At 70.7% G+C, this 23,021-nt stretch carries 15 protein-coding genes; 5 read left to right on the top strand and 10 right to left on the bottom strand.

Going from position 1 to position 23,021, the window contains the following annotated elements:
• Positions 1-11 precede the first annotated feature (11 nt).
• Positions 12-2,795 carry an XrtA/PEP-CTERM system TPR-repeat protein PrsT gene (gene prsT, locus ACG02S_RS00830; RefSeq protein ID WP_394468541.1) on the bottom strand — a complete coding sequence of 928 codons (2,784 nt, stop codon included), beginning with the start codon at positions 2,793-2,795 and terminating at the stop codon, positions 12-14.
• A gap of 92 nt (positions 2,796-2,887) precedes the next feature.
• Between prsT and ACG02S_RS00825 the strand changes: the two genes are divergently transcribed.
• Entirely contained in the window at positions 2,888-4,162 is a 1,275-nt protein-coding gene (locus tag ACG02S_RS00825; RefSeq protein ID WP_394468540.1) for a heat-shock protein, read from the top strand.
• Here ACG02S_RS00825 and ACG02S_RS00820 read toward each other — a convergent pair.
• The 9 genes from ACG02S_RS00820 to ACG02S_RS00780 form a co-directional block, all read right to left on the bottom strand.
• Positions 4,089-4,799, bottom strand: coding sequence for a YecA/YgfB family protein (locus tag ACG02S_RS00820; protein WP_394468539.1), 711 nt, complete (start codon positions 4,797-4,799; stop codon positions 4,089-4,091). The two genes, ACG02S_RS00825 and ACG02S_RS00820, sit on opposite strands and share 74 nt — an antisense overlap.
• Positions 4,800-5,050: 251 nt before the next feature.
• Positions 5,051-6,544, bottom strand: a complete 1,494-nt coding sequence (gshA, locus tag ACG02S_RS00815; RefSeq protein WP_394468538.1) for a glutamate--cysteine ligase — start codon at positions 6,542-6,544, stop codon at positions 5,051-5,053.
• A gap of 46 nt (positions 6,545-6,590) precedes the next feature.
• Positions 6,591-8,252, bottom strand: coding sequence for a SulP family inorganic anion transporter (locus ACG02S_RS00810; RefSeq protein ID WP_394468537.1), 1,662 nt, complete (start codon positions 8,250-8,252; stop codon positions 6,591-6,593).
• A complete protein-coding gene (locus ACG02S_RS00805) occupies positions 8,249-9,235 on the bottom strand; it encodes a Bug family tripartite tricarboxylate transporter substrate binding protein (RefSeq protein WP_394468536.1) in 987 nt (328 codons plus the stop codon). Before ACG02S_RS00805 ends, ACG02S_RS00810 begins: the two co-directional genes overlap by 4 nt.
• Positions 9,232-11,256 carry a diguanylate cyclase gene (locus ACG02S_RS00800; RefSeq protein ID WP_394468535.1) on the bottom strand — a complete coding sequence of 675 codons (2,025 nt, stop codon included), beginning with the start codon at positions 11,254-11,256 and terminating at the stop codon, positions 9,232-9,234. Before ACG02S_RS00800 ends, ACG02S_RS00805 begins: the two co-directional genes overlap by 4 nt.
• Positions 11,253-13,370 (bottom strand): GGDEF domain-containing protein, encoded by a 2,118-nt coding sequence (locus tag ACG02S_RS00795; RefSeq protein WP_394468534.1) that lies wholly within the window; start codon positions 13,368-13,370, stop codon positions 11,253-11,255. Before ACG02S_RS00795 ends, ACG02S_RS00800 begins: the two co-directional genes overlap by 4 nt.
• Before the next feature lie 120 nt (positions 13,371-13,490).
• The gene (locus tag ACG02S_RS00790; RefSeq protein ID WP_394468533.1) at positions 13,491-15,167 is read right to left on the bottom strand and encodes an ABC transporter ATP-binding protein; all 1,677 of its coding nucleotides are present in this window, start codon (positions 15,165-15,167) and stop codon (positions 13,491-13,493) included.
• A 4-nt stretch (positions 15,168-15,171) separates the two neighbouring features.
• Positions 15,172-16,188 (bottom strand): ABC transporter permease, encoded by a 1,017-nt coding sequence (locus ACG02S_RS00785; RefSeq protein ID WP_394468532.1) that lies wholly within the window; start codon positions 16,186-16,188, stop codon positions 15,172-15,174.
• Between the two features lie 5 nt (positions 16,189-16,193).
• Positions 16,194-17,132 (bottom strand): ABC transporter permease, encoded by a 939-nt coding sequence (locus ACG02S_RS00780; RefSeq protein ID WP_394468531.1) that lies wholly within the window; start codon positions 17,130-17,132, stop codon positions 16,194-16,196.
• A 125-nt stretch (positions 17,133-17,257) separates the two neighbouring features.
• On the opposite strand from ACG02S_RS00780, the gene ACG02S_RS00775 reads away from it, so the two are divergent.
• From ACG02S_RS00775 to ACG02S_RS00760, 4 genes are all read left to right on the top strand, one after another.
• Positions 17,258-19,060, top strand: a complete 1,803-nt coding sequence (locus ACG02S_RS00775; protein WP_394468530.1) for an ABC transporter substrate-binding protein — start codon at positions 17,258-17,260, stop codon at positions 19,058-19,060.
• The gene (locus tag ACG02S_RS00770; protein ID WP_394468529.1) at positions 19,060-20,871 is read left to right on the top strand and encodes an ABC transporter substrate-binding protein; all 1,812 of its coding nucleotides are present in this window, start codon (positions 19,060-19,062) and stop codon (positions 20,869-20,871) included. Before ACG02S_RS00775 ends, ACG02S_RS00770 begins: the two co-directional genes overlap by 1 nt.
• A 111-nt stretch (positions 20,872-20,982) precedes the next feature.
• Positions 20,983-21,312, top strand: a complete 330-nt coding sequence (locus ACG02S_RS00765) for a PspC domain-containing protein (RefSeq protein WP_394468528.1) — start codon at positions 20,983-20,985, stop codon at positions 21,310-21,312.
• A 73-nt stretch (positions 21,313-21,385) separates the two neighbouring features.
• Complete coding sequence (locus ACG02S_RS00760; protein ID WP_394468527.1) at positions 21,386-22,996, top strand: wax ester/triacylglycerol synthase family O-acyltransferase; 1,611 nt, start codon at positions 21,386-21,388, stop codon at positions 22,994-22,996.
• Positions 22,997-23,021 lie beyond the last annotated feature (25 nt).

Here is a 23,021-nt window from a genome sequence, read left to right as displayed (position 1 = left end):
CCGGATGGGGCTTACAGCGTCTTCAGCAGCGCCTCGACCTGCTTCTGCTGCGGCAGCTTGCTGCCCAGCTTGGCCAGGTCCTGCAGCTCCGCCTTGGCAGCGGTCTTGTCGCCGGACTGGATCAGGATCTGCGCCAGGTTCACCTTGAAGGACGGTTGATCGGGGTGGTCGCCGATCAGCTGGCGCTGCACGCTCAGCGCCTTGTCGAAGGCCTTCTCATTGGCCAGCACGGTGGCGTAGGTGTCGCGCAGCGCCGCGTCGTCGCCATTGAGCTTCAGGCCCCGCTCGGCCAGTTCGCGCGCACCGGGCTTGCCGGTCTTGCTGCGCAGCCAGGCCACGTTGTTGATCAGCGGCACGGCGTCCGGGTTGCGCTTGAGCAGCGCCTCGTAGCGTTCCAGCGCACCGTCGAAGTCGCCACGCGCCAGCACCAGGTCGGCGGTCGCGGCCGCAAAGCCCTGGTCCTGCGGATGGGCCGCCAGCCACTGTTTCTCGAAGGCCAGCGCATCCTCGCGCTTCTTGACCAGCAGCAGCGAGAACAGCCGCACCGGCGCGTCCGCCGGGTCGCGCAGTGTGGTGGCCTTGCGCAGCGCGGCGATGGCCGCGTCGAACTTCTGGCGACCCGCCTCGATGTCGGCTTCGGCGATCAGCGCATAGGCCTCCTGCGGGTTCTTCTTCTGGCGCTCGTGCAGCGCGGCCAGCGCCTCGTCGGTGCGGCCCTGGCGTGCGGCCAGTTGGATCAGCAACCGCTGGGCGGCCACGGAGCCCGGATCGGCTTCCAGCGCCCGCTTCACCTCGCGCTCGGCGCCGGCGTAGTCCTTGTCCATGAAGCGCAGCTGCGCCATCCCCAGCCAGCCATGCGCCCGGGTGGGCGACAGCACGTTCAGCTGGGCGTAGGTCTTGGCGGCCTGGGCGCGGTCGTCGGTGGCCAGCTGCGTGCGCGCCAGGCGCTCCAACAGGTCTGGGTTCTGCGGCAGCGCGGCCGACGCCTCCTGGGCTGCCTGCGCGGCGGCCTTGATGTCGCCGGTGCGCAGCAGGTGGTCGATCAGCGCCACGCGCAGGCCAGCCTCGGACGGCTCCTCGCGCACCGCGGCGCTCAGTACCTCGGTGACGCGGGCGGCCGGCGCGCGCGTCTGCACCAGCAGCTCGGCCAGCGCCAAGCGGGCCTGCGGCGCGTGCTTCTGCGCGGCAATGTAGGCCTCCAGCCGCTTGACGGCGGCATCCGTCTGCTTGGCCTGCATGTCCAGCGCCACCAGGCCCAGCACGGCCGGCAGGTAGCCGGCGTCCTGCTTCAGCGCCGCGTCGAACGACGCCTGGGCGGCGGCGTTGTCCTTGCGCTGCAGCTGCACGCGCCCTCGCAGGCCGTCCGGCACCGGGCTGTCCTTCATCTTGGGCGCCAGCTTGTCGATGGCGGCCAGCGCGCCGGCCAGGTCCTGGCGGCGCATCAGCACGTTGACCAGCATCAGGTCGTAGCTGTTGCCCGCGCTGTCCTTGGCGGCCAGCTCGCGCAGTTGCCCCAGCGCCGCATCGGCCTTGGCGCGGGCTGCGCCGCCCGGCGTGACCGTGTCGCGCGCGATCGCCGACAGCGCCAACGCGGCCTGTGTCTTGCTGTCATCGGGACGCAGCTTGGCGGCGGCGCCGAAGGCCTGGTCGGCGCCCTCGAAGTTGCCCTGCATCAGCTGGGCCTTGCCAGCCATCAGCAGCGTCTCGGCATCGGCCTTGCCGCTTTCCAGCACGGGGCGCAGCGTCTCCAGCGTCTTGCCGGGCTGGCGGCGCTGCAGCTGCAGGCCGGCGTACTGGCGGCGCAGGCCGGGATCTTCCGGCGCCAGCTTGACGGCCTGGTTCAGCAGGTTCTCGGCATCGGCCAGCTCGCCCAGCTGCTGGTGCGCGCCAGACGCCAGGCGCAGCAGCGGCAGGTACTGCGGCAGCACCTTCAGCAGCGGCAGGGCCAGCTCGCGCGCCTTGGCGGCATCGCCCTGGGCCAGCGCCAGCTGCGCCTGCATGAAACGGCCACGCGGCTTCTTGGCCTCGGCGGCGGGCATGCCCTGCACCAGCTTGGCGGCCTCGTCCACCTGCTGGCGGCCCAGCGCCATGCGCAGCAGCAGCGAGCGGGCCTCGAAGCTGGCGGGGTCCAGCGCCAGCACCTGGGTCAGCAGCGGCTCGGCCTCCTCGGCGCGGCCGCGGGCCAGCAGCACCTCGGCCTTCAGCTGCAGCGCCTTGACGGCCTTGGGGTCGCGCGCCAGCAGCTCGTTCAACGCGGTCAGCGCCTCGTCGACGAGCCCGCCGGCCAGCCGCGTGCGAGCACTGGCGATGACCGCGCCCTCGGCTTGCGGCGTCAGCTGCAGCGCGCGGGACGCGGCCACCTTGGCCTCCGGCACGTTGCCCTGCTGCAGGTAGGCCAGCGCCAGGTGCTGCTGCAGCCGCGACATGGCCTGCGGATCGCTGAGGCTTTCGGTGGCGAACTCGCCGATGACCTTGCGCGACTGCCCGGAGGTCAGCAGCGCCTCCGCCAGCAGCACCATGGTCTCGTCGCGCGGCGCGCCCAGCTCCAGCGCCCGGCGCAGCTCGATCTCGGCACCGGCCAGGTCGCCCGACTCCAGCAGCGCCCGGCCCAGCATCGCGCGCCCCTGCACGCTGTCGGCATTCTGCTGCAGCACGTTCTTCAGCTCGATGACGGCGCCGGCAGAATCCTTCTGCTCCAGGCGCGCCTGGGCGGAGGCGAGCAGATCCTGCTCCGATTTCTGGCTGCAGGCGGCCAGGGCGGCACAAAGGATGAGGGCGAGGTGACGGGTCTTCATCGGTTCTCCGGAACAGGCGGGCGATTGTGTTCCTAGAATCCGCGCCCCCTCCCCGGTGAAGCCCTGGGCCGGCCACGAGCCGGCGTGACGTGATGAACAACCCTGACGGCTTTTGCGCCATCGACTTTGGCACCTCCAACTCTGCCGTCGCCGTGCCCGACGCGGCCACCGGCATGCGCCTGGTCGAACTGGAACCCAGCCAGCGCACCATGCCCACGGCGGTCTTCTACTTCGCCGAAGGCCCGCACGATGCCGACGGCCCGCCGCGCGCCTTCGGCCGGGCCGCCGTGGCCGCCTACGTCGAGGGCCACGAAGGCCGGCTGATGCGCTCCATGAAGAGCATCCTGGGCTCGCCCCTCATCGACCAGACCACCGACGTCGGCGGCGGACGCGGCGCCAAGTATTCGGACATCGTGTCCGGCTACCTGAAGCGGCTGCGCCGCCTGGCCGGCGAGCCCGAGCGCGCGGTGCTGGGCCGGCCGGTGTTCTTCGTCGACGGCGACCCGGTGCGCGACGCCGCCGCCCAGGCCCAGCTGGAGGGCTGCGCCCGCGCCGTGGGGTTTCGCGACGTGCAGTTCCAATACGAGCCCATCGCGGCGGCGTTCGACTTCGAGCAGCAGGCCACGCGGGAACAGATCGTGCTGGTGGCCGACATCGGCGGCGGCACCAGCGACTTCTCGCTGGTGCGCGTGGGCCCCGAGCGCATGCAGCGCCTGGCGCGGCGCGACGACATCCTGGCCAGCCACGGCGTGCACATCGCGGGCACCGACTTCGACCGCCACATCGAACTGGCGGGCCTGCTGCAGGCCTTCGGCTACCGCGCCACCGGGCCGAACGGCCGCGAGGTGCCCAGCGGCATCTTCTTCGACCTGGCCACCTGGCACCTGATCAACACCTGCTACGCGCCGCTGCGCGTGGCCGAGTGGCGCGGCATGAAGAGCTGGTTCGCCGACGTGCGCCAGCACGCTCGGCTGATGACGGTGCTGGAGGAGCGCTTGGGCCACGAGCTGGCCGCGCGCGCCGAGGGCGCCAAGATCGCCATCTCGGGCGGCGCCGACACGACGGTGGACCTCGGCCACATCGAGCGCGGCCTGGTGCTGCCGCTCAGCGAGAAGACCGCCGTGGACGCGCTGCGCGCCGACCTGGACCGCATCATCGCCACCGCGCACGAGACGGTCGCGCTCGCCGGCCTGCAGGCCGATCAGGTCGACGCGCTGTACTTCACCGGCGGCTCGACCGGGCTGCGCCTGCTGGTGGACGGCATGGCGGCGGGCTTCCCCGCCGCCGCGCGCGTCACCGGCGACCGGTTCGCTTCGGTCGCGACCGGCCTGGGCCTGCACGCCCAGCGCCTGTTTGCGGGCCACTAGACGCGCCGCGGCGCGGGCCTTGCGGCCGGCCGGGTGCCGTCGGCCGCAGCGGCCGCGACACATCCGCCAGCATCAGCACCGCGCTGACCAGCCCTTCCACGGCCTGCTCCAGATCGACGGGCGGCTCCAGCGACTCGATCTCCTCCAGCAGCGCGTCGGCGTCTTCCAGGTCGTCGGGGTCCAGGTGCAGGTAGATGGCGGCCAGCGGCTCCAGCAAAGGCTCCTCGGGCAGGCGCATCAGCGCCGGGTGGGCGTCCAGCGCATGCGCGAAGCCGGCCACCCACGGCAGCACTGTCTCGCTCGGGTCGGCGTGGTCGTCCAGCTCGAAGATCCACGGGTCGAACCACTGCCGGCCCGAAATGGCCACGTTCAGCTCCTTGTGGCGGCGGCGCAGCAGCGCCAGCAGCTCGTCGTCCACCCGCGGTGGCATGGGGCGGCTCTCGCTGTCCAGCAGGGGCGGCAGCCAGGCCGCTAGCGGCACTGCCTCCGGCTGCAGCAGCACGCCGCACAGATAGCCGTCCAGCATGCTCACGTCCAGCGGCTCCAGCGGTGCCGGCAGCGCGTCCAGCAGCGCCTGCAGGCGCTCCAGGTCGTCTTCGTTGAGGGCGTCGGGGGCGCGGTGCGGCGGCAGGTTCATGACAGGATTATCGGCAGCCCCGCGTGAATAGTCCCCACCGCCGCGGCGCGCGACGGCCTACATTGGCATTTCCCAACGACGCCCTCACCCGAGGGTTTGAAGACCCGGCAGCCTGCTGACCGGGTCTTTTTTTGCCGGTCACACGGCATGCGGTGCGCCCTGCGCGCCGCTCGGCGCTACTGCGCCGGGGCCCTTCGCTGCCATGCCGTGAAGCCGGTCCGCGCCGCCTGAGGCGGCGCGAGGCCTGCTGTTCAGACCTCCATGCGCGCCGGCGCCACGTACTGGCGCCGGAAGTCCTCGAAAGGCAGCGTGTCGGCAGCCTCGATGCGCGCCTGCTCAGCCAGCGAGTCGGCGGACATTTTCTCGAAGCGCTGCTGCAGCTCAGGCGGGAACGGCAGGACCAGCAGCGCGTTGCGGTTGGCGTCACTCTGGTGGCGAACGAAGCCGACGTGGCTGTCGTCGAAGTCCTGCGCCATGGCTGCCAACACGCGCGCCGACGGGCACAGCGACGGGTCACGCAGCCGCGCCGACACGCGCCGCAGCGCGGCAGCGTAGGCGTCGCCGCCATGCGCGGCGTCCAGCAGCTCGGCCTGGGCTGCGCAGGCCGACAGGATGTCGCCGGCCCAGTCGGCCAGCGTGCGTTCGCCGCCCTGCCAGTGCTCCAGCACCAAGCCCGGCTCGCGGCCACGCGCCGCGACACGGTGCTGATTACGCGCATTCAACGCGCCCTCTGCCGCGGTGTCGTGAGGGCTGGCATGGTTCAGGCAGTGCAGCAGGAAGGTGTCCAGCACGCGGATCGCGTCGGCACCGATGCCGACCGGCTCGAATGGATCCAGGTCCATCAGCCGCACCTCGACGTACTCGACACCGCGCTCGCGCAGCGCATGCAGCGGGCGCTCGCCGGGCCGGATCACGCGCTTGGCGCGGATGGTGCTGTAGAACTCGTTCTCGATCTGCAGCAGGCTGGTGGACAGCTGGTTGTAGTCGCCGCCCGGCGTCTGCACGCCGATGGCCTCGTAGGCCGCGTAGGGCTGGCTCAGTGCGGCCTGCAGCGAGGCGGCATAACTTTCCAGGCAGTTGTAGCTGACCGAGATGCTGGCCTGGGCATCGCTCTGGTAGCCCAGGTCGCCCATGCGCAGAGAGGTGGCGTGCGGCAGGAACAGGCTGTGCTCGGACAGCCGCTGCAGGCCGTGCGCGCGGCCCTGCACGAAGCTGTCGCACAGCGCCGGGCTGGCGCCGAACAGGTACAGCAGCAGCCAGCCTTCACGGCGGAAGTTGCGGATCAGGCCGAAGTAGCCCTCGGTGCCCACGCCCGGCAGCGACCAGTTGTAGTGGATGCCGGAGATGGTCTGCATGCGCCGCCCGTAGCGCTGGCCCAGGCCCATGCGGTAGACGCTCTTGGCGCGCCCGATGTTGCTGCTGCCATAGCGGCCGATGGGGATGGTCTCGTCGGCCGGCAGGCCGCAGGGCATGGAGCTGGCCCACAGACGCTCGTCGGCCAGCGCGCGATAGACGGCCTGGTGGATTTCGGTCAGTTCACCCAGCACGTCGTCCACGCCGGCATGCACGCCGGTGATCAGCTCAAGCTGCGATTCGCTGTAGTCGGTGGTGATGTGCGGGTGCGTCAGCGCCGCGCCGAGCGCCAGAGGATGCGGGGTCAGCGCCAGGGCCCCCGTGGGCAGCACGCGCAGGCTTTCTTTCTCGATGCCGCGGCGCATGCCGAGCAAGGTCTCTTTGTTGTTCATGGCGTCCCGGGACCGCTGATTGGGCCGGAACGGTAGCAGATTGAGGCTACAGCTGCCCCGGCGCGTCCATGTCGGCCAGGCTGGGCCTCAGGGCATGTTCACCCGCCTGCATGCCCTCGTGGTGGCTGAGGTAGAGCGACACGTCGCGGTGCTCCAGCCAGCCGATGGCGCGCAGCCGGTCCAGCACTGGGCCCTTGACCTCGGACAGCTCCAGCCGCAGGCCATCCGCCTGCAACGCCGCCTGCAGGTCCTGCAGCGCCACCAGGCCCGACACGTCGATGTGGTTCACCGGCGCCATCAGCAGCAGCACGCGCTGTGGCCGGCCCACCCGGGCGCGGTGCTCGGCCACACGGGCCAGCACGGCGTCCACCAGGCCGCGCGCGTTGGTGAACACCAGGCTCTCGTCGATGCGCAGCCCCACCACCTCCGGCTGGCACTCCACGGCGTAGCGCTCCACGTTGCGGTAATGCTGGGTGCCGGGCACGCGGCCCAGCCGGGCGACGTGCGGGCGCGCGGTGCGCTGGATCAGCAGGGCGACAGAGCCGGCCACGCCCAGCGCCAGCGCCGCGCCCACGCTCCACAGCAGCACCGTGGCGGTGACGGCGGCCATCAGCAGCCCTTCGGCGCGCGCATACCGCCAGGCCTCGGCGTAGTGGCGCCCCGTGAAGCCGCCCAGCACCGCGAGGACGATGGTCGCCGCCAGCACCGGCTTGGGCAGGTGGGCCAGCGGGCCGGCCAGCACCCCCATGGCCAGTGCCATAAAACCGGCCACGAACACCAAGCTCCAGCGGCTGGCCGAGCCGGCCTCGTGGAGCAGGATGGAACGCGAGAAGCTGCCCGCCACCGGCATGCCGCCGCTGACCGCGGCGACCAGGTTGGCCGCCGCCAGGCCACGCAGCTCGGCCGCCGGCAGCAGCTTTTCGCCGCGGCGCTGCGCCAGCGACTCCGACACGGCGAAGCTGGACACGAAGGCCATCAACGCCACCAGCGCCGCCTGGGGCAGCAACTGCAGCCACAGCGCCGCGTCCAGCGCGGGCAGGCTGGGCGCCAGCGTCAGCGGCGGCAGCGCGCCCACCTGTGCGACGCCGTCGGCCGCCGGCGTCAGCGCCGACAGCGCCATGGCGAGCAGCAACAGCACCAGCGGCGCCAGCCGCGCCAGCATCGGCCGGCCACTGCGGCGCGCCCACAGCAACAGCACGATGGCGACACCACCCCAGACCGCGCTGGCCGGCTCCCAGCCGCCCGCCAGCGCGGTGCGCGCCAGGTCCGGCAGCGTGAAGCCCGCCGCCGCGCTGCCCAGCAGCACCGGCAGCTGACTGGCTGCGATCATCAGCGTGGCGCCGTTCTCGAAGCCGCGCAGCGCGGGCACCGACAGCAGGCTGGACAGCGCGTCCAACCGCAGCAGTGCCGCGGCGGCCAGCAGCAGCCCCACCTCGGCGGCCAGCACCAGCGCGCCCGCCTCCGCGCTGACGCCAGCCGGCAACCCGGCCAGCGCCTGCGCGATCATCAACGCCAACACCGCCACCGGCCCCAGGCCCAGCACCGGGCTGGAGCCCAACGCGGCATAGGCCAGCAGCGGCAGCAGGCTGGCGTACAGCCCCACCTGGGGCGGCAGGCCGGCCAGCATCGCGTAGGCCAGGCTCTGCGGGATCAGCAGCACGGCGACGACCGCGCCGGCCACCAGGTCCGCACGCCAGTGCGGCTTCACCGGTCCACCCGGATGCCCGCCAGCCGCACCACGCGGGCCCACTTGTCGGTGTCGGCTGCGATGAGGCTGGCGAAGTCGCCGCCGCCATGCGCGTACAGGCCGCGCGAGGCCAGCCGTTCGCGCAGCGGCCCCGACAGCACCGTTGCGGTGTCGCGCTGCAGCCGCGCCAGCTGCTCGGGCGGCTGGCTGCCGGGCGCGAACAGGCCCAGCCAGACACTGGCCTCAAAGCCCTTCAGCGCCGGACCACCGGCCTCGTCGACGGTGGGCAGCTCCGGCAGGCCGGCCACGCGCCGAGGACTGGCCACCGCCAGCGCCAGCAACCGGCCGGCGCGGATGTGGGGCAGCGCGGCCGGCAGGCTGTCGAACATCACGTCCATGTTGCCGGCGATGACGTCCTGCTGCGCCGACGCCGTGCTGCGGTAAGGGAAGTGCAGCATGTAGGTGCGCGTCAGCCGCTTGAACAGCTCGCCGGACAGGTGCGTGGGCGTGCCGTTGCCGCCCGAGGCGATCAGCAGCCGGCCCGGCTGAAGCGTCGCGGCGCGCACCAGGTCGCTGACGCTGCGCACGCCCAGCCGCTGCGCGACGGCGGCGTTCATGACCAGCACCAGCGGCACGGTGGCGACGACACCTACCGGCGCGAAGTCCTTCACCGGGTCGTACGGCAGGCGGCGCGACAGCAGCGGGTTGATGACGTGCGTGCCGACGCTGCCCATCAGCAGCGTGTGGCCGTCGGTGGCGCTGGCCACCTCGGCGGCGCCGATGTTGCCGTCGGCGCCCGGGCGGTTCTCGACGTGCACGGCATAGCCCAGGCTGCGCTGCAGTTCGGGCGCGAGCAGGCGTGCGGCCAGGTCGCCCGGGCCGCCGGCCGGGTAGGGCACCACGATGCGCAGCGGTCGCGCGGGCCAGGAGGCGGCCGGCTGGGCCAGGGCGGGGGCCGCCAGCCAGCACAGCAGGCCACGGCGCTTGAACAGACAGGTCTTCATGCGGGTCCGGGGGTGACGCTCAGCCTGACCTGGCCGTGCAGGCAGGCAGCGTCGAAGTCCTGCAGTATGGCGGCGAGCCCGTCCGGGTCCGGCGCCTCCACGCCCGCGATGCCCACCGCCCGGTTGCGGCCCTCAGCCTTGGCCCGGTAAAGCACCAGGTCGGCCCAGTTGACGGCCTGCTCCCAGTGCAGGCGCAGGCCACCGCCCGCCCCGCCCAGCGGGAAGGAGGCGAAGCCGATGGAGACGGTGATGCGCAGCGGCCCGTCGGGCGTGTCGACCGGTGTGCCGCCGATGCCGCGCAGCACGCGCTCGGCCCGCTGCGCGAGCTCGCGCCCCCCCTCCTCGGCCGCGAAGACGAGGAACTCCTCGCCGCCCCAGCGCACGACGAGGTCCGTGTCGCGCACGGCCGCGCGGATGCGCCGGCCGACCTCCACGATGACGGCGTCGCCCGCGGCATGGCCATGGCGGTCGTTGACGTGCTTGAAGTGATCGATGTCGATCATCATCAGCGCGCCCTCAAAGCACTCACGGGCGCGCGCGTCCATGACGGACAGGAAATGGCGCCGGTTGGACAGGTCGGTCAGCGGGTCGCGTTCGCTCTGCGCACGCAGCAGCTGCTGGTTGGCCGTCAGGCGGGCCTGCGCGCCGCGCATGCGCAGCAGCGTGACGCCCACCAGCGCAACGGACAGCAGCAGCAACGCGCCGACGGCGAAGCCCATCTGGCGCGCCAGCCGGTGGTTCTCCAGCTGCTGGTCCTTCAGCTGCACGTCTCGCGCCAGCAGGTCCAGGTCGCGCTGCTTGGCGGCGCTGTCGTACTTGCGGCGCAGCTCCTCCAGCGCGGCGGCGCGGTTGCGCTCATTGCTGCGCGTGTTCAGCACGCGCTCCTCGTGGTAGGCGGCCAATGCCTCCTTGTACTGGCCGGCCCCGGCCCAGGTGTCGCCCAGTTCGCGCAGCTCGCGGGCGCGCATCACCAGCTCGACAGGATCGACGCCGAACTGCGCCACGCGCGCCAGCTGCTGCCGGGCCGCGTCGAGCTGGTGCAACTTGACGTAGGCCACAGCGAGGTTGTGGTGCAGGCCGCGCAGGTAGACGCGGTCTCTGAAGCGCTGCAGCACGGGCAGGGCCTGCTGGCCTGCGTCCAGCGCCTCGCGGCTCAGGCCCAGGTGGATGTAGGCGTCGACCAGATTGGACCGCAGCACGGCGGCCAGATGCGGTGCATCGGCCTCGTCGGCCAGCCGCAGCGCGGCCTCCAGCGCGTGGCGCGCGCCGGGCACGTTGCCCGCGCGGCGCTCGACGGCAGCGGCGAAGTTCAGCAACCGGGCGCGGGCCACCGGGTCGCCATCGGCCGCGGCCTCGCCCGCGCGGATCTCGGCACGCGCGGCGTCGACCTGCTCCTGCGCCTCCAGCGCGGTGGCCAGCATGCCATGCGTGAGCGCCACCAGATGTCCGTCGCCGCCGGCGCGCGCCAGCGCCAGCGCCCGGCGCATGCCGGCCTCGGCCTCCATGAAGATGCCCTGGGCGTACTGCTCCCGCTGCACCAGGCGCAGCACATCCCAGGTGGTGCGGAAGTCGCAGCGGCCGGTCTGCACGGCACGCGGTTCGTCGCCGGCGGGGCAGTGCTGCTCCAGCCCCGGCAGCGCGCGCCGGGCCAGCGCCCCGGCCGGCTTGCCCAGGCGCTCCTGGATCAGCGCGCGCAGCAGCCAGCTGCGGTCCGGCCCGTCGCCGGCCGCCTGCGTCAACCGCACAGCAATCGCGTCGGCCGGCTCGACCTGCCCCGCCGCCAGCAGCACGCGCCCGCGCGCCAGCAGCCAGGCGGCCTCGCGCGGCTGGCCTGGCTGGGCGTGCGCGGGCCACTGCTGCGTGAGCTCGGCCAGCATGGCCTGCGGGTCATCGAAGGCCCGGCGGGCGATGTTGGCCAGCAGCCGGTCCTCGGCGGCCACGACCGCGGCATCGGGTGTGGCACCCACGCCTTGCGCGGCCAGCAGCAGCGCGAACAGCAGCGCGAGCAGCAGCGCCTTCATGCGTGCCCCGGCCGCGGCGCGGCGTCCAGGTCCGCCAGGCCGCTGATGGGCGACGTCGTGCCGGGCGGGCCCTGCAGCGCAATCAGCCCCACCAGGCCGTCCGACCACGCCGCCTCCAGCCGCGCGGTGAGCCGGGCGGCCGTCTCGGCGTCCGCCGCCTGCATGCGCTGAACGCCGTAGGCCTGATTGCGCCCATGGGACTTGGCGAGGTACATGGCCGTGTCGACGAGGTCGATGGCGCGCTCCCAGGACAGCCGCAGGTCGTGCGGCGGCAGCGGCAGGCTGGCGAAGCCGATGGACGCCGCGACGGGAATGGCCCGCCCCTCGTACAGCACAGGCCGGCTGCCGATCAGGTCCAGCAGGCGCTGCGCCAGCTGCGTCGCGAACGCGCCTTCGCGGGTGCGCGCCACGATGAGGAACTCCTCGCCGCCCCAGCGCACAATGAGGTCGTCATCGCGCACCGCCTCGCGCAGGCGCCGGGCAATGTCGATCAGCACCGCATCGCCGGCCGCGTGGCCGTGGCTGTCGTTGATGCGTTTGAAGTGGTCCACGTCGACCAGGAACAGGCTGGCCGACAGCCCTTGCGGATCGGTCAGCTGCTGGACGGCGCCCTGGAAGTGGCGACGGTTGGCCAGGCCGGTCAGCGGGTCGGTCTCGCTCTGGCGCTTCAGCGACGCGTTGCTGACCGCCAGCGCCTCGTTGGTGCGGCGCACGCGGCGGAAGGCCTGCCACAGCAGACCCAGCGACACCACCACGCAGCCGCCCAGGGCGGCCCACAGCGCCAGCGTCAGGTTGCGCTGGTGCACCTGCTTGGCCTTCAGCTCGTTGTCGCGGTTCAGCAGCTCGATGTCGCGGGCGCGCTGTTCGGCGTCTTGGCGCTCCTGCACCTCCAGCAGCAGCTGGCGGGTCTCGTCGCGCAGCACGCGGTCCATCAGCGCGCGGTGCTCGCGGTGCGCCGCCACCGCGCCGGCCAGATCGCCGGCGCGCTCCAGGTAGCCGGCCAGGTCCTTCCAGCCATCGGACGCATAGGCCACGGCGCCCTGTTTCACATCCAGCGCGATGGCGGCCTCAACGTCCCGCCGCCCCTCCGCCACGCGGCCCAGCGCGATCTTGGCCAGGCCGATGTTCGAACGCGCGACGGTCTCGGCGCCGGTGTTGTGGGTCGCCAGCGCGAGGGGCAGCGCGGCCTCGGCCAGCTCCAGCGCACGCGCCGGGTGGCCCTGGCGCAGGTGGTAATCGGCGAAGTTGCCCAGCCCCAGCGCGCGCACGGAATCCGCCCCCGCCAGCGCGGCCTGCTCCAGCGCCTCGGCGTTGGCTTGCAGCGCGATGCTGGGGTCGCTGTCCTCGGAGTGCACGATGCCGCGCATCGTGTGGACCTGGTTCAGCGTCATCGGGTCCGGGTCCTTCTGCGCCTCGACCAGCGCCTGCGCGGTGATCTGCCGGGCGCGCGCCGGCGTGTCGGCCCGGTAGGTCGTGAAGGCCAGGTCCGTCAGCGTCAGCGCGACGCGCCAGGACTGGCCGGTCTGCTGCGCCAGACGCAGGGCCTGGTGGCCTTCGGACAGCGACGCATCCAGCTCGCCCACGTCGCTGCTGACGGACGCCAGCAGCCGGTAGTAGCGCCAGCGGTAGACGACGTCGGCAGCGCCCAGCTGCACGCCGTCGACGGCCCGCAGCTGGCGGCGCGCTTCGCGCAGGTCGGCGTGCGCACGCAGAAATTCCGCGCTGACGGTGACGGCCGCGACGGCCGCATTGGCACGCAGATCGGCGGCCGGCCAGGCGCGCAGGCTGGCGGCGATCTGGTTGCACAGCGCCTGGTCGCGCCCTTGCGCGGCGATCTGCCCGCGCAGGGCCAGCACCTCCAGCAGCACGGCGCTGCCGGGCGGCAGGCCGACGGCGCGGGTGCGCAGCTCGCGATCATGCTGCTCGGGCTTGGCACGCACGGCGCGCTCGATGCGCTCCAGCTCGCGCGCCACGTCCGGGGCACCGGCCGCAGAGCCCGACTGCGCCGTCGTCGCGGGCGCGCCCTCCCCGCCGCCGGGCGAGCAGGCGGCCAGCAGCGCCAGCGCGATCAGCGCAGCGCACAGCGTCGGGCGGGCGGCCAGGGGTGGAGGCATCGAGGCGGTAGGGGGAGGGATTCGTGGTCCCGAGCCGCGGATTTCAGCGCGGTTCGGCCTCCCTGGCTCGGATGTCACACCCGAGACCGTTCAAATTACACGCGGTGTCGCGGTCACGCCTCAGCCCGGCTGGCCCTGGTAGCCGCGGGGCACGGCGCCCAGCAGGCGGCGCGTGTACTCCTCACGCGGCGCGGCGATCAGATCACGCGTGGCGGCCTGTTCGACCACGTCGCCGTTCTGCATGACCAGCACTTCGTCGGAGATGAACTTGACGACGGCCAGGTCGTGGCTGATGAAGATGTAGCTGAGACCGAACTCGTCTTGCAAGTCCTTCAGCAGGTTCAGTACCTGGGCCTGCACCGACACATCCAGCGCCGACACCGACTCGTCCAGCACCAGCACCTCGGGCTGCAGCGTCAGGCAGCGCGCGATGGCGATGCGCTGGCGCTGGCCGCCGGAAAACTCGTGCGGGTACTTGGCCATGGCCGATTCGTCCAGGCCCACCTTCTTCAGCAGCGCGACGGCGCGCGCCTCGCGGTCGGCCGTGCCGGCGCCAATGCCGTGGATCTCCATCGGCTCGCGCAGCGTCTGGCCGATGGTGAAGCGCGGGTTCAGCGACGCGTAGGGGTTCTGGAACACGACCTGGATGCGGCGTCGCATCTGCTGCCAGTCGGGCCCGCTCATCTTCAGCAGGTCCTTGCCTTCGAACATCACCTGGCCCCCGGTGGGCTCGTGCAGGCGCAGCAGCGTCAGGCCCATCGTGGTCTTGCCCGAGCCGGACTCGCCCACGACCCCCAGCGTGTGGCCCTTGCGCAGCTTGAAGTTCACGTCCTTGACGGCCTGGAACTCGCGCTTGCCGAACAGGCCGTCCTTCAGCCAGAAGCTCTTGCGCAGGCCGGTGACCTCCAGCACGACGGGCGCGTCGGGGTCTTTGGCCACGGCCTCGTTGGCGGCGGCGCGGCCGGCAATGTGGTCGTCGATCACCATCAGCCGCGCCGGGTTCTCGGTCAGCGACGGTCGGCAGGCCAGCAGCGCTTTGGTGTAGGCGTCCTGCGGGTCGTTGAAGATCTGCGCGACCGGCGCCTTCTCGCGGATCTGGCCATGGCGCATGACGACGACATGGTCAGAGATCTCGCCCACCACGCCCAGGTCGTGCGAGATGAACAGCAGGCTCATCTGGTGCGATTCCTTGAGCCGCGCCATCAGCTCCATGACCTGGCGCTGGATGGTCACATCCAGCGCCGTGGTGGGCTCGTCGGCGATCAGCAACTTCGGGCTGCAGGCCAGCGCGACCGCGATCATCACGCGCTGCTGCTGGCCGCCGGACATCTCGTGCGGGTAGGCCTTCAGCCGCCGCTTCGGCTCCGGGATGCCGACCTCGTGCAGCAGCTCTTCGGCCCGCACCAGCGCCTGGCGGCGGCTCATGCCCATGTGCTTCACCAGCGGCTCGCAGATCTGCGTTGCCACGTCGAACACCGGGTTCAGCGAACTCATCGGGTCCTGGAACACGCAGGCGATGTCCTTGCCGCGGATGGCCTGCAGTTCCGGCAGGCTGGTCTGCAGCAGGTCGCGTCCCTGGAACAGGATGCGGCCCTCACGCTCGGCGTTGCTGGGCAGCAGGTTCAGGATGGACATGGCGGTGACGCTCTTGCCCGAACCCGACTCGCCGACCAGCGCGACGGTGCTGTTCTCCGGCACGTCGAAGCTGACGCCCTTGACGGCCAGCTGGCGCTGCATGACGCCGTCGACCTTGCCCATGCGGAAGGCGACCTTGAGGTCTTGGATGCTCAACAGCATGGCTTTACTCCAGGCCCCGCAGTTTCGGATCGAGCGCGTCGCGCAACGCATCCGTGAACAGCGCGAAGGCGGTGACGAAGATGGCCATGCAAACCGTCACGGCGGTCAGCTGCCACCAGTAGCCCAGGATCAGCTCGTTCTGCGCCTCGGCCAGCATGGTGCCCCACGACACCTGGTCCACGCCCACGCCCAGGCCCAGGTAGCTCAGGATGACCTCGCTCTTGATGAAGCTCACCACGTGCAGCGACAGCTGCACAAGCGCCACGTGCGACACGTTGGGCAGGATGTGCTTGAACATGCGCGACCACTGGCTCGCGCCGATGGCCTCGGCCGAGCGCACGTACTCGCGCACCCGGTGCTTCATGAACTCGGCGCGGATCAGGCGGTAGATGCCGGTCCAGCCGGTCAGCGCCAGAATCAGCACCACCGAGCCCACGCCGCGGTGGAAGATGGCCGCGAACGCGAAGATCAGCAGGATGCTGGGGATGGCAGTGAAGACGTTGTAGACCCACTCCAGCAAATCGCCCACCTTGCCGCCGAAGAAGCCGGAGATGGCGCCCAGCAGCGTGCCGATCAGCGTCGCGACGACCGCCGCGGCCAGGCCCACGAAGATGGAGATCTCGGCGCCCTTGATGACCTTGGCCAGCACGTCGCGACCCAAGCGGTCGCCGCCCAGCGGCAGCGTCTCGGCGCGCGTGGTCTCCTCGGTCTTGAACTTGGCCGCTCGCTCGGCCCATTCGGCGTAGCGCGGCGCCAGCGGGTCGATGTCGCTGAGGTCCACATTGGGGCCGGCAGGCGCGGCGATGGTGCCGGTGTCCTCGGCCGGCTGCGGGCCCAGCAACGTGGGTGGCGCGTTGGGCACGCCGATCTCGTCCTGCCACTTGGACGCGACCAGGTCGGTGGCGGCCAGCAGTACGAGCAGCAGAAAGGCGCCGACGATCCACATCGACAACACGCCGACGCGGTCGGTCTTGAGCCGGCGCCAGGAGGCGGCCCAGACGCCGCCGGAGGAGTTGGACATCGCGCTCACTTCAGCACCACACGGGGATCGACCAGCTTGTAGAGCAGGTCCACGACGAGGTTGACGGTCATCGTCAACGCCGCCAGGTAGATGGCGAAAGCCTGGATGACGGGGTAGTCACCGCGGTTGACGGCCAGCAGCAGCTCGCGGCCCAGACCCGGAATGGAGAAGAACACCTCCAGCAGGAAGGAGCCCACCAGCACGCCGGGCAGCAGCACGGCCACGTTGGTCAGGATGGGGATCATCGCGTTGCGCAGCACGTGCTTGAGCAGCACGGTGCGCTCGGTCATGCCCTTGGCGCGCGCAGTGCGCACGTAGTCGTGGCCGATCTCGTCGAGGAAGAAGCTGCGGTACAGCCGGATCTGAGGCGCCATCGACACCGCCACGGCCACCAGGATGGGCAGCGGCGCGTAGGTGGTCAGGTTGGTCCAGTGGTTGCTGGTCCATCCCTGCACCGGGAACCAGCCCAGCCGGAACGCGAAGAAGTACTGCGCCAGGATCACGTAGACCAGCAGCGAGATGGACACCGCGATGGTGGAGCACACCATCACGGTGCGGTCCGTCAGGCTGCCGCGCACGGTGGCCACGGCCATCGCAAACGGGATGGCCAGCAGCACCTCCAGGATCAGGATGGGCACCGTGACGGTCAGCGTGGCCGGCAGCCGGGTGGCGAACAGGTTGGCCACCGACTCGTTGGTGGCCCAGCTCTTGCCCCACTCGAAGGTGACGATGTTCTGGATGAAGATCCACAGCTGCTCCCAGACAGGCTTGTTCAGGCCCAGCTGTTCGCGGATGGATTCGATCTGCTCGGGACTCGCATTCAGACCGCCCAGGATGATGGCCGGGTCGCTGCCGAAGTACTTGAACAGGAAGAACACCAGCAGCACGACCCCCAGCAGGGTGGGGATCATTTGCCACAGGCGTCGGATCAGATAGGCCGCCATCGAGGGTCCTCAGAAACCACAAACCCCGCGGCGATGCGGGGCTACACCAGATCGGCCCGGAGTCTATGCGAGCCTTCGCGCCGGGCGAGCCTAGACTGCGCGTCTTTCGACGTTGCACCGTGGTGATGAAGCTCTACGCACTGTTGACGGGCCTGCTGCTGGCCTGCGCCTTTTCCGCCCCCCCGGCCCAGGCCCAGGACCGGGTGCTGCGCCAGGCCTTCAAGGTCGCCGAGACCGGTTTCGACCCGGCCCAGATTTCCGACCTGTACTCCAAGGCCATCGCCGCGGCGATCTTCGACGCGCCGCTGGAATACGACTTCGGCGCCCGGCCGTTCAAGCTGCGGCCCAGCACGCTGGCGGCGATGCCCGAGATCAGCGCCGACTTCAAGACCATCACCATGAAGGTCAAGCCGGGCATCTATTTCGCCGACGACCCCGCCTTCAAGGGCAGGAAGCGCGAGCTGACCGCCGAGGACTACGTCTACAGCGTCAAGCGCCACTACGACCCGCAGTGGAAAAGCCCCAACCTCTACCTGTTGGAGAACGTGAAGATCGTCGGCATGTCGGAGCTGCGCCAAGCGTTGATGAAGGCCAAGAAGCCATTCGACTATGACCGCGTCGTCGAGGGTCTGAAGACGCTGGACCGCTACACGTTCCAGATCAAGCTGGGCGTGCCCGATCCCCGCTTCGTCTACCAGTTCAGCGACGCCGGCTTCCTGGGCGCGGTGGCGCGCGAGGTGGTCGAGTTCTACGGCGACAAGATCATGGAGCACCCGGTCGGCACCAACGCCTGGCGGCTGGGTGAGTGGCGGCGCAGCTCGCGCATCGTGCTGGAGAAGAACCCGCACTTCCGCGAGGTGCGCTATGCCGAAGTGGCGCCGTCCGACGCCAGCCCGCAACTGAAGGCCGAGGTCGCCGCGCTGCAGGGCCGCAAGCTGCCGATGGTAGACCGCGTGGTCATCGACATCATCGAGGAGAGCCAGCCGCGCTGGCTGTCGTTCCTGAACGGCGAGGCCGACATGATCGAGGAGGTGCCCATCGACTTTGCGGGCATCGCGATGCCCGGCAACAAGCTGGCGCCCAACCTGGCCAAGCAGGGCATCACGATGACGCGTTATCCGCGCGCCGACATCTCGTTGAGCTACTTCAACATGGAGGACCCGGTCATCGGCGGCTACACGCCGGAGAAGATCGCGCTGCGCCGCGCCATCAATCTCGCCGTGGACTTGGACAAGGAAATCCGCCTGGTGCGCCGCGGCCAGGCGCTGAAGAGCCAGGGGCCGATCCCGACCGTCGCGTTCGGCTACGACCCGGCCTTCAAGTCCGAGATGACCGAGTACAACCTGCCCAAGGCCAAGGCCTTGTTGGACATGTATGGCTACAAGGACGTGGACGGCGATGGCTACCGCGAGCTGCCGGACGGCAAGCCCTTCGCAATCGAGTACTCCACGCTGGCCGACGGCGAACGCCGCCAGCTGGCCGAGCAGTGGAAGAAGAACATGGATGCGCTGGGCGTCAACATGACGTTCAAGATCGGCAAGTTCCCCGAGCAGCTGAAGGCCGCCAACGCCGGGGCGCTGCAGATGTGGGGCGTGGGCTGGGTGGGCACGACGCCCGATGGCGACACCTTCCTCGCGCTGGGCTCGGGCGCGGCCAAGGGCAAGGCCAACAAGCCGCGCTTCCAGCTGGCGGCCTACGACGCCCTCTACGAAAAACAGAAGACGCTGCCCGACGGCCCCGAGCGCGCCGCGCTGATGCTGGAGGCACAGCGCCTGCTGATCGCGTACGCGCCCTACAAGTTCCACGTGCACCGCATCTGGACCGACATGGCCCAGCCCTGGGTCAAAGGCTACAGCCGCAACATCTTCGTGCGCGACTACTGGAAGTACATCGACATCGACACCGCCGCGATCCCGAAGGCCAAGTGATGAAGCAACTGCTCGCCGCGCTGGCGCTCGCCGCCGTCGCCCTGACCACGCCCGCCCGCGCCGCCGAGCCAGCACAGGCGCCGCTCAAGACGCTGCGCTACGCCTTCATGGTCGCCGAGACCGGCTTCGACCCCGTGAAGCTGTCGGACATCTACTCGCGCACCATCACGGCCCACATCTTCGAGAGCCTCTACACCTACGACCCGCTGGCGCGGCCCGCGCGCGCGGTGCCGCTGATCGCCGAAGGGCCGCCCACCATCAGCGAGGACTTCAAGACCTTCACGATCAAGGTCCGGCCCGGCATCTACTTCGCCGACGACCCCGCCTTCAAGGGCAAGCGGCGTGAGGTCACCGCGCAAGACTTCGTCTACAGCATCAAGCGCTTCGCCGACCCGGCCAACAACGCGCAGGGCTGGATCAGCTACGAGGATGCCGGCATCAAAGGCCTGACCGAGCTGCGCACCCGGATCATCCGGTCCAAGCAGGCGTTCCCCTACGACACCGAAGTCGAGGGCGTGAAGGCGCTGGACCGCTACACGCTGCAGGTCAAGACCGCGCAGCCACGGCCGCGCCTGATCGAGTCCATCTTCGCCAACAACGACCTCTACGGCGCCGTGGCCCGCGAAGTCGTCGAGTTCTACGGCGACAAGATCATGGAGCACCCGGTTGGCACCGGCCCTTTCAAGCTGACCGGCTGGCGACGCAGCTCGCAGATGGTGCTGGAGCGCAATCCCACCTACCGCGAGCGCTTCTATGACGCCCAGCCGGCGGCCAATGACGCCGAGGGTCAGGCCATCCTGGCGAAGTTCAAGGGTCGGCGCATCCCGATGATCGACCGCGTCGTCATCGACGTCATCGTCGAGCGGCAACCCCGCTGGCTGGCGTTCCTGGCCAACGAACACGACTTCATCGAGAAGGTGCCCGAGGAGTTCATCACGCAGGCCGCGCCGGGCGGCAAACTGGCGCCCAACCTCGCCAAGCGCGGGATGCAGGCCGTGTTCACGCTGGCGCCGGACATGACGCTGACTTGCTTCAACATGGACGACCCGGTCATCGGCGGCATGACGCCCGACAAGGTGGCGCTGCGCCGTGCGATCTCGCTGAGCTACGACGTTCAGCGCGAGATCCAGCTGGCACGCCGCGGCCGAGCGGTGCCGGCGCAGAGCCCCGTCGTGCCTCACACCACGGGGTTCGACGCCGCCTTCAAGAGCGAGATGAGCGACTTCGACCCGGCCCGCGCCCGCGCCCTGCTGGACATGTATGGCTACGTCGACAAGGACGGCGACGGCTGGCGTGACCTGCCCGACGGCACCGCGCTGGTGCTCACCCGCAACACGCAGTCCGACGCGCAGAGTCGCGAGATCGACACGCTGTGGGACAAGGCACTGAAGGACCTGGGCATCCGGCTGCAGATGAAGATCCAGCAGTGGCCCGAGAACCTGAAGGCCGCGCAGGCCGGCAACTACCAGATGTGGCCAGTGGGCTCGACGGCGGCGCAGCTCGATGGCCAGGGCTCGCTGCAGCGCTACTACGGCCCCGCGTCGGGCACGCAGAATCTGCCGCGCTTCAAGGACGCGCGCTTCGACGCGATTTACGACCGCATGCAGGGCCTGCCCGACGGCCCCGAGCGCGAGGCCCTGTTCAAGGAAGCCAAGCGCCTGGCGGTGGCCTACGTGCCGTACAAGATCCACACGCACCGCATCCTGACCGACATCGAGCAGCCCTGGATGAGCGGCTACCGCCGGCCGCTGTTCTGGCAGGACTTCTGGCAATTCGTGGACATCGACGCGACGAAGCAGGCGGGCCGTTGAACGCCGCAATCCGCGGGTGTGGCCCACGGATTCGACCGACTGTCGCAAGCCGCTGGCCGGTGTTCGCCACCTCGCTAGGCTTCGCTCCATCAACACCGAAAGGAGCCCCTGATGAACGACGCTGACGAACTCAACAAGCTGGCCGACCTGCATGCCCGCGGCGCGCTGAGCGACGAGGAGTTCGCGCAGGCCAAGGCCCGCGTGCTGGGCAGACAGACGCAGGCCACTGACGGCGCACCGCCCGCGCCGGCCGTGCACGCGGTCAACAGCCTGCGCCGCAGCCGGCTGGACCGCTGGCTCGGCGGCGTCTGCGGCGGCATCGCCCGCGCCACGGGCGTGGACTCCTGGATCTGGCGCCTGATCTTCGTCGTGCTGTTCCTCGCCTTCGGCAGCGGCATCCTGCTGTACATCCTGCTGTGGATCTTCGTACCGGAAGAGTGAGCTGACCGGGCGGGCCTGCGGGTCGCCCGTCGTGCCGGCGGGTATGCTGGGCTGAAACACCGGGGACAAGCCCATGGAACAGCTCGCCGGCCTCGACGCCAGTTTTCTGTACCTGGAGACTCCGCAGATGCCCATGCATGTGGGCGCGCTGCATCTGCTGGAACTGCCAGCCGCCTACGACGGCGACTACGCCGAGGACCTGCGCGCGCACATGCGCTCGCGCCTGCCGCAGCTGCCCGCGCTGCGGCGCCAGCTACTGGGCATGCCGCTGGGGCTTTCCAACCCCGGCTGGGTGGATGCCGAGCCGGACCTCAACGCGCACATTGTCGAGATCGCACTGCCCGAGGACAGCGGCATGGCCGAGCTGGAAGCCCAGGTCGGCGCGCTGCACCCGCAGCTGCTGGACCGCAGCCGCCCGCTGTGGAAGTTCCACGTCTTCACCGGCCTCGCGCCCGGGCCCGAGGGCCAGGTGCGGGTGGCGCTGTACACGCAGCTGCACCACGCCGCCGTCGACGGCCAGGCGGCGGTCGCGCTGGCGCAGGTCATCCTTGACACCGAGCCCGAACCGCGCAGCACCCCCGCCACCCCCGCGCGCGTCAAGAAGCGCAACGCCCCCGGCACGCTGGGCCTGCTGCGCACGGCCGTCAGCCAGCAGCTGAGCCAGACCGTTCAGCTGGCGCGCCAGTTGCCAGGCGCGGCGGGGCAGCTGGGCCAGATGGCGGCCGGCTATGTCGGCGGCGCCACGCTGGACAAGCTGCGCGGGCTGCTCGCCGGCGTGGCCAGCCAGACCACGGCAATGGTGAGCGGCACGGCTGGCCTGTCGCAGCTGGGCCCGGCCCCGCGCACGCGCTTCAACGTCAGCCTGTCCGACACGCGCGCGTTCGCCGGCGTCACGCTGCCGCTGGCCGCGCTGAACCGCACGCGCCGCAGCCACGGCGCCAGCCTCAACGACGCCGTGCTGTTCGTCATCGGCGGTGCGCTGCGGCGCTTCCTCGCCAAGCACGGGCCGTTGCCGCGCAAGCCGCTGATCGCCGCCGTGCCGGTGTCCACGCGCACGGCGGGAGACACCACATCCAACAACCAGGCCACGATGAGCCTGATGAGCCTGGGCACGCACCTGGCCGACCCCGCCGAGCGGCTGGCGCACGTGATGGCATCCAGCCACGCCATGAAGGCACAGCTGGGCCATCTGAAGCGTCTGATGCCCACGGACTTCCCGTCCCTGGGCATCCCGTGGCTGATGCAGGCCGGCGCACTGCTGTACGGCCGCGCCCGCGTGGCCGAGAAGCTGCCCGTCATCGCCAACATCGTCATCTCCAACGTGCCGGGTCCGCCAGTGCCGCTGTACTTGGCCGGTGCGCTGATGCTGAGCAACTACCCCACCTCCATCGCCGTGCACGGCCTGGCGCTGAACGTGACGGTGCAGACCTATAACGAGTCGCTGGACATCGGGCTGATGGCCTGCGGCGAGGCGCTGCCGGAGACCGGTGAACTGGCGGCCTACGTCGAAGTGGCGTTCATGGAGTTCCAGTCCTTGCCGGTGGCCGAAGTGGTGGCGCAGGCACCGGCGGCCGGCAAGCCGCCTCGCGCACCGGCGAAGAAGAAGCCGGCCACCGCCGCCAAGGCCGCCCCGCGCGCCCGGGCAGGCACGCCCCGCAAGAAGGTCGCAGCCGCCCGACAATGACCGGGTCTTGCCCCGCCACGCCCCG

This window comes from Pelomonas dachongensis, assembly GCF_043555865.1.
In the GTDB taxonomy this organism is placed as follows: Bacteria; Pseudomonadota; Gammaproteobacteria; order Burkholderiales; family Burkholderiaceae_C; genus Pelomonas; species Pelomonas dachongensis.
This window is presented reverse-complemented; position numbering and strand designations above follow the sequence as displayed.

What these genes read in the sequence shown, in the direction of transcription:
- prsT (WP_394468541.1), bottom strand. Translation starts at nt 2,795, where the DNA reads ATGAAGACCCGTCACCTCGCCCTCATCCTTTGTGCCGCCCTGGCCGCC.
- ACG02S_RS00825 (WP_394468540.1), top strand. Translation starts at nt 2,888, where the DNA reads ATGAACAACCCTGACGGCTTTTGCGCCATCGACTTTGGCACCTCCAAC.
- ACG02S_RS00820 (WP_394468539.1), bottom strand. Translation starts at nt 4,799, where the DNA reads ATGAACCTGCCGCCGCACCGCGCCCCCGACGCCCTCAACGAAGACGAC.
- gshA (WP_394468538.1), bottom strand. Translation starts at nt 6,544, where the DNA reads ATGAACAACAAAGAGACCTTGCTCGGCATGCGCCGCGGCATCGAGAAA.
- ACG02S_RS00805 (WP_394468536.1), bottom strand. Translation starts at nt 9,235, where the DNA reads ATGAAGACCTGTCTGTTCAAGCGCCGTGGCCTGCTGTGCTGGCTGGCG.
- ACG02S_RS00800 (WP_394468535.1), bottom strand. Translation starts at nt 11,256, where the DNA reads ATGAAGGCGCTGCTGCTCGCGCTGCTGTTCGCGCTGCTGCTGGCCGCG.
- ACG02S_RS00795 (WP_394468534.1), bottom strand. Translation starts at nt 13,370, where the DNA reads ATGCCTCCACCCCTGGCCGCCCGCCCGACGCTGTGCGCTGCGCTGATC.
- ACG02S_RS00790 (WP_394468533.1), bottom strand. Translation starts at nt 15,167, where the DNA reads ATGCTGTTGAGCATCCAAGACCTCAAGGTCGCCTTCCGCATGGGCAAG.
- ACG02S_RS00785 (WP_394468532.1), bottom strand. Translation starts at nt 16,188, where the DNA reads ATGTCCAACTCCTCCGGCGGCGTCTGGGCCGCCTCCTGGCGCCGGCTC.
- ACG02S_RS00780 (WP_394468531.1), bottom strand. Translation starts at nt 17,132, where the DNA reads ATGGCGGCCTATCTGATCCGACGCCTGTGGCAAATGATCCCCACCCTG.
- ACG02S_RS00775 (WP_394468530.1), top strand. Translation starts at nt 17,258, where the DNA reads ATGAAGCTCTACGCACTGTTGACGGGCCTGCTGCTGGCCTGCGCCTTT.
- ACG02S_RS00770 (WP_394468529.1), top strand. Translation starts at nt 19,060, where the DNA reads ATGAAGCAACTGCTCGCCGCGCTGGCGCTCGCCGCCGTCGCCCTGACC.
- ACG02S_RS00765 (WP_394468528.1), top strand. Translation starts at nt 20,983, where the DNA reads ATGAACGACGCTGACGAACTCAACAAGCTGGCCGACCTGCATGCCCGC.
- ACG02S_RS00760 (WP_394468527.1), top strand. Translation starts at nt 21,386, where the DNA reads ATGGAACAGCTCGCCGGCCTCGACGCCAGTTTTCTGTACCTGGAGACT.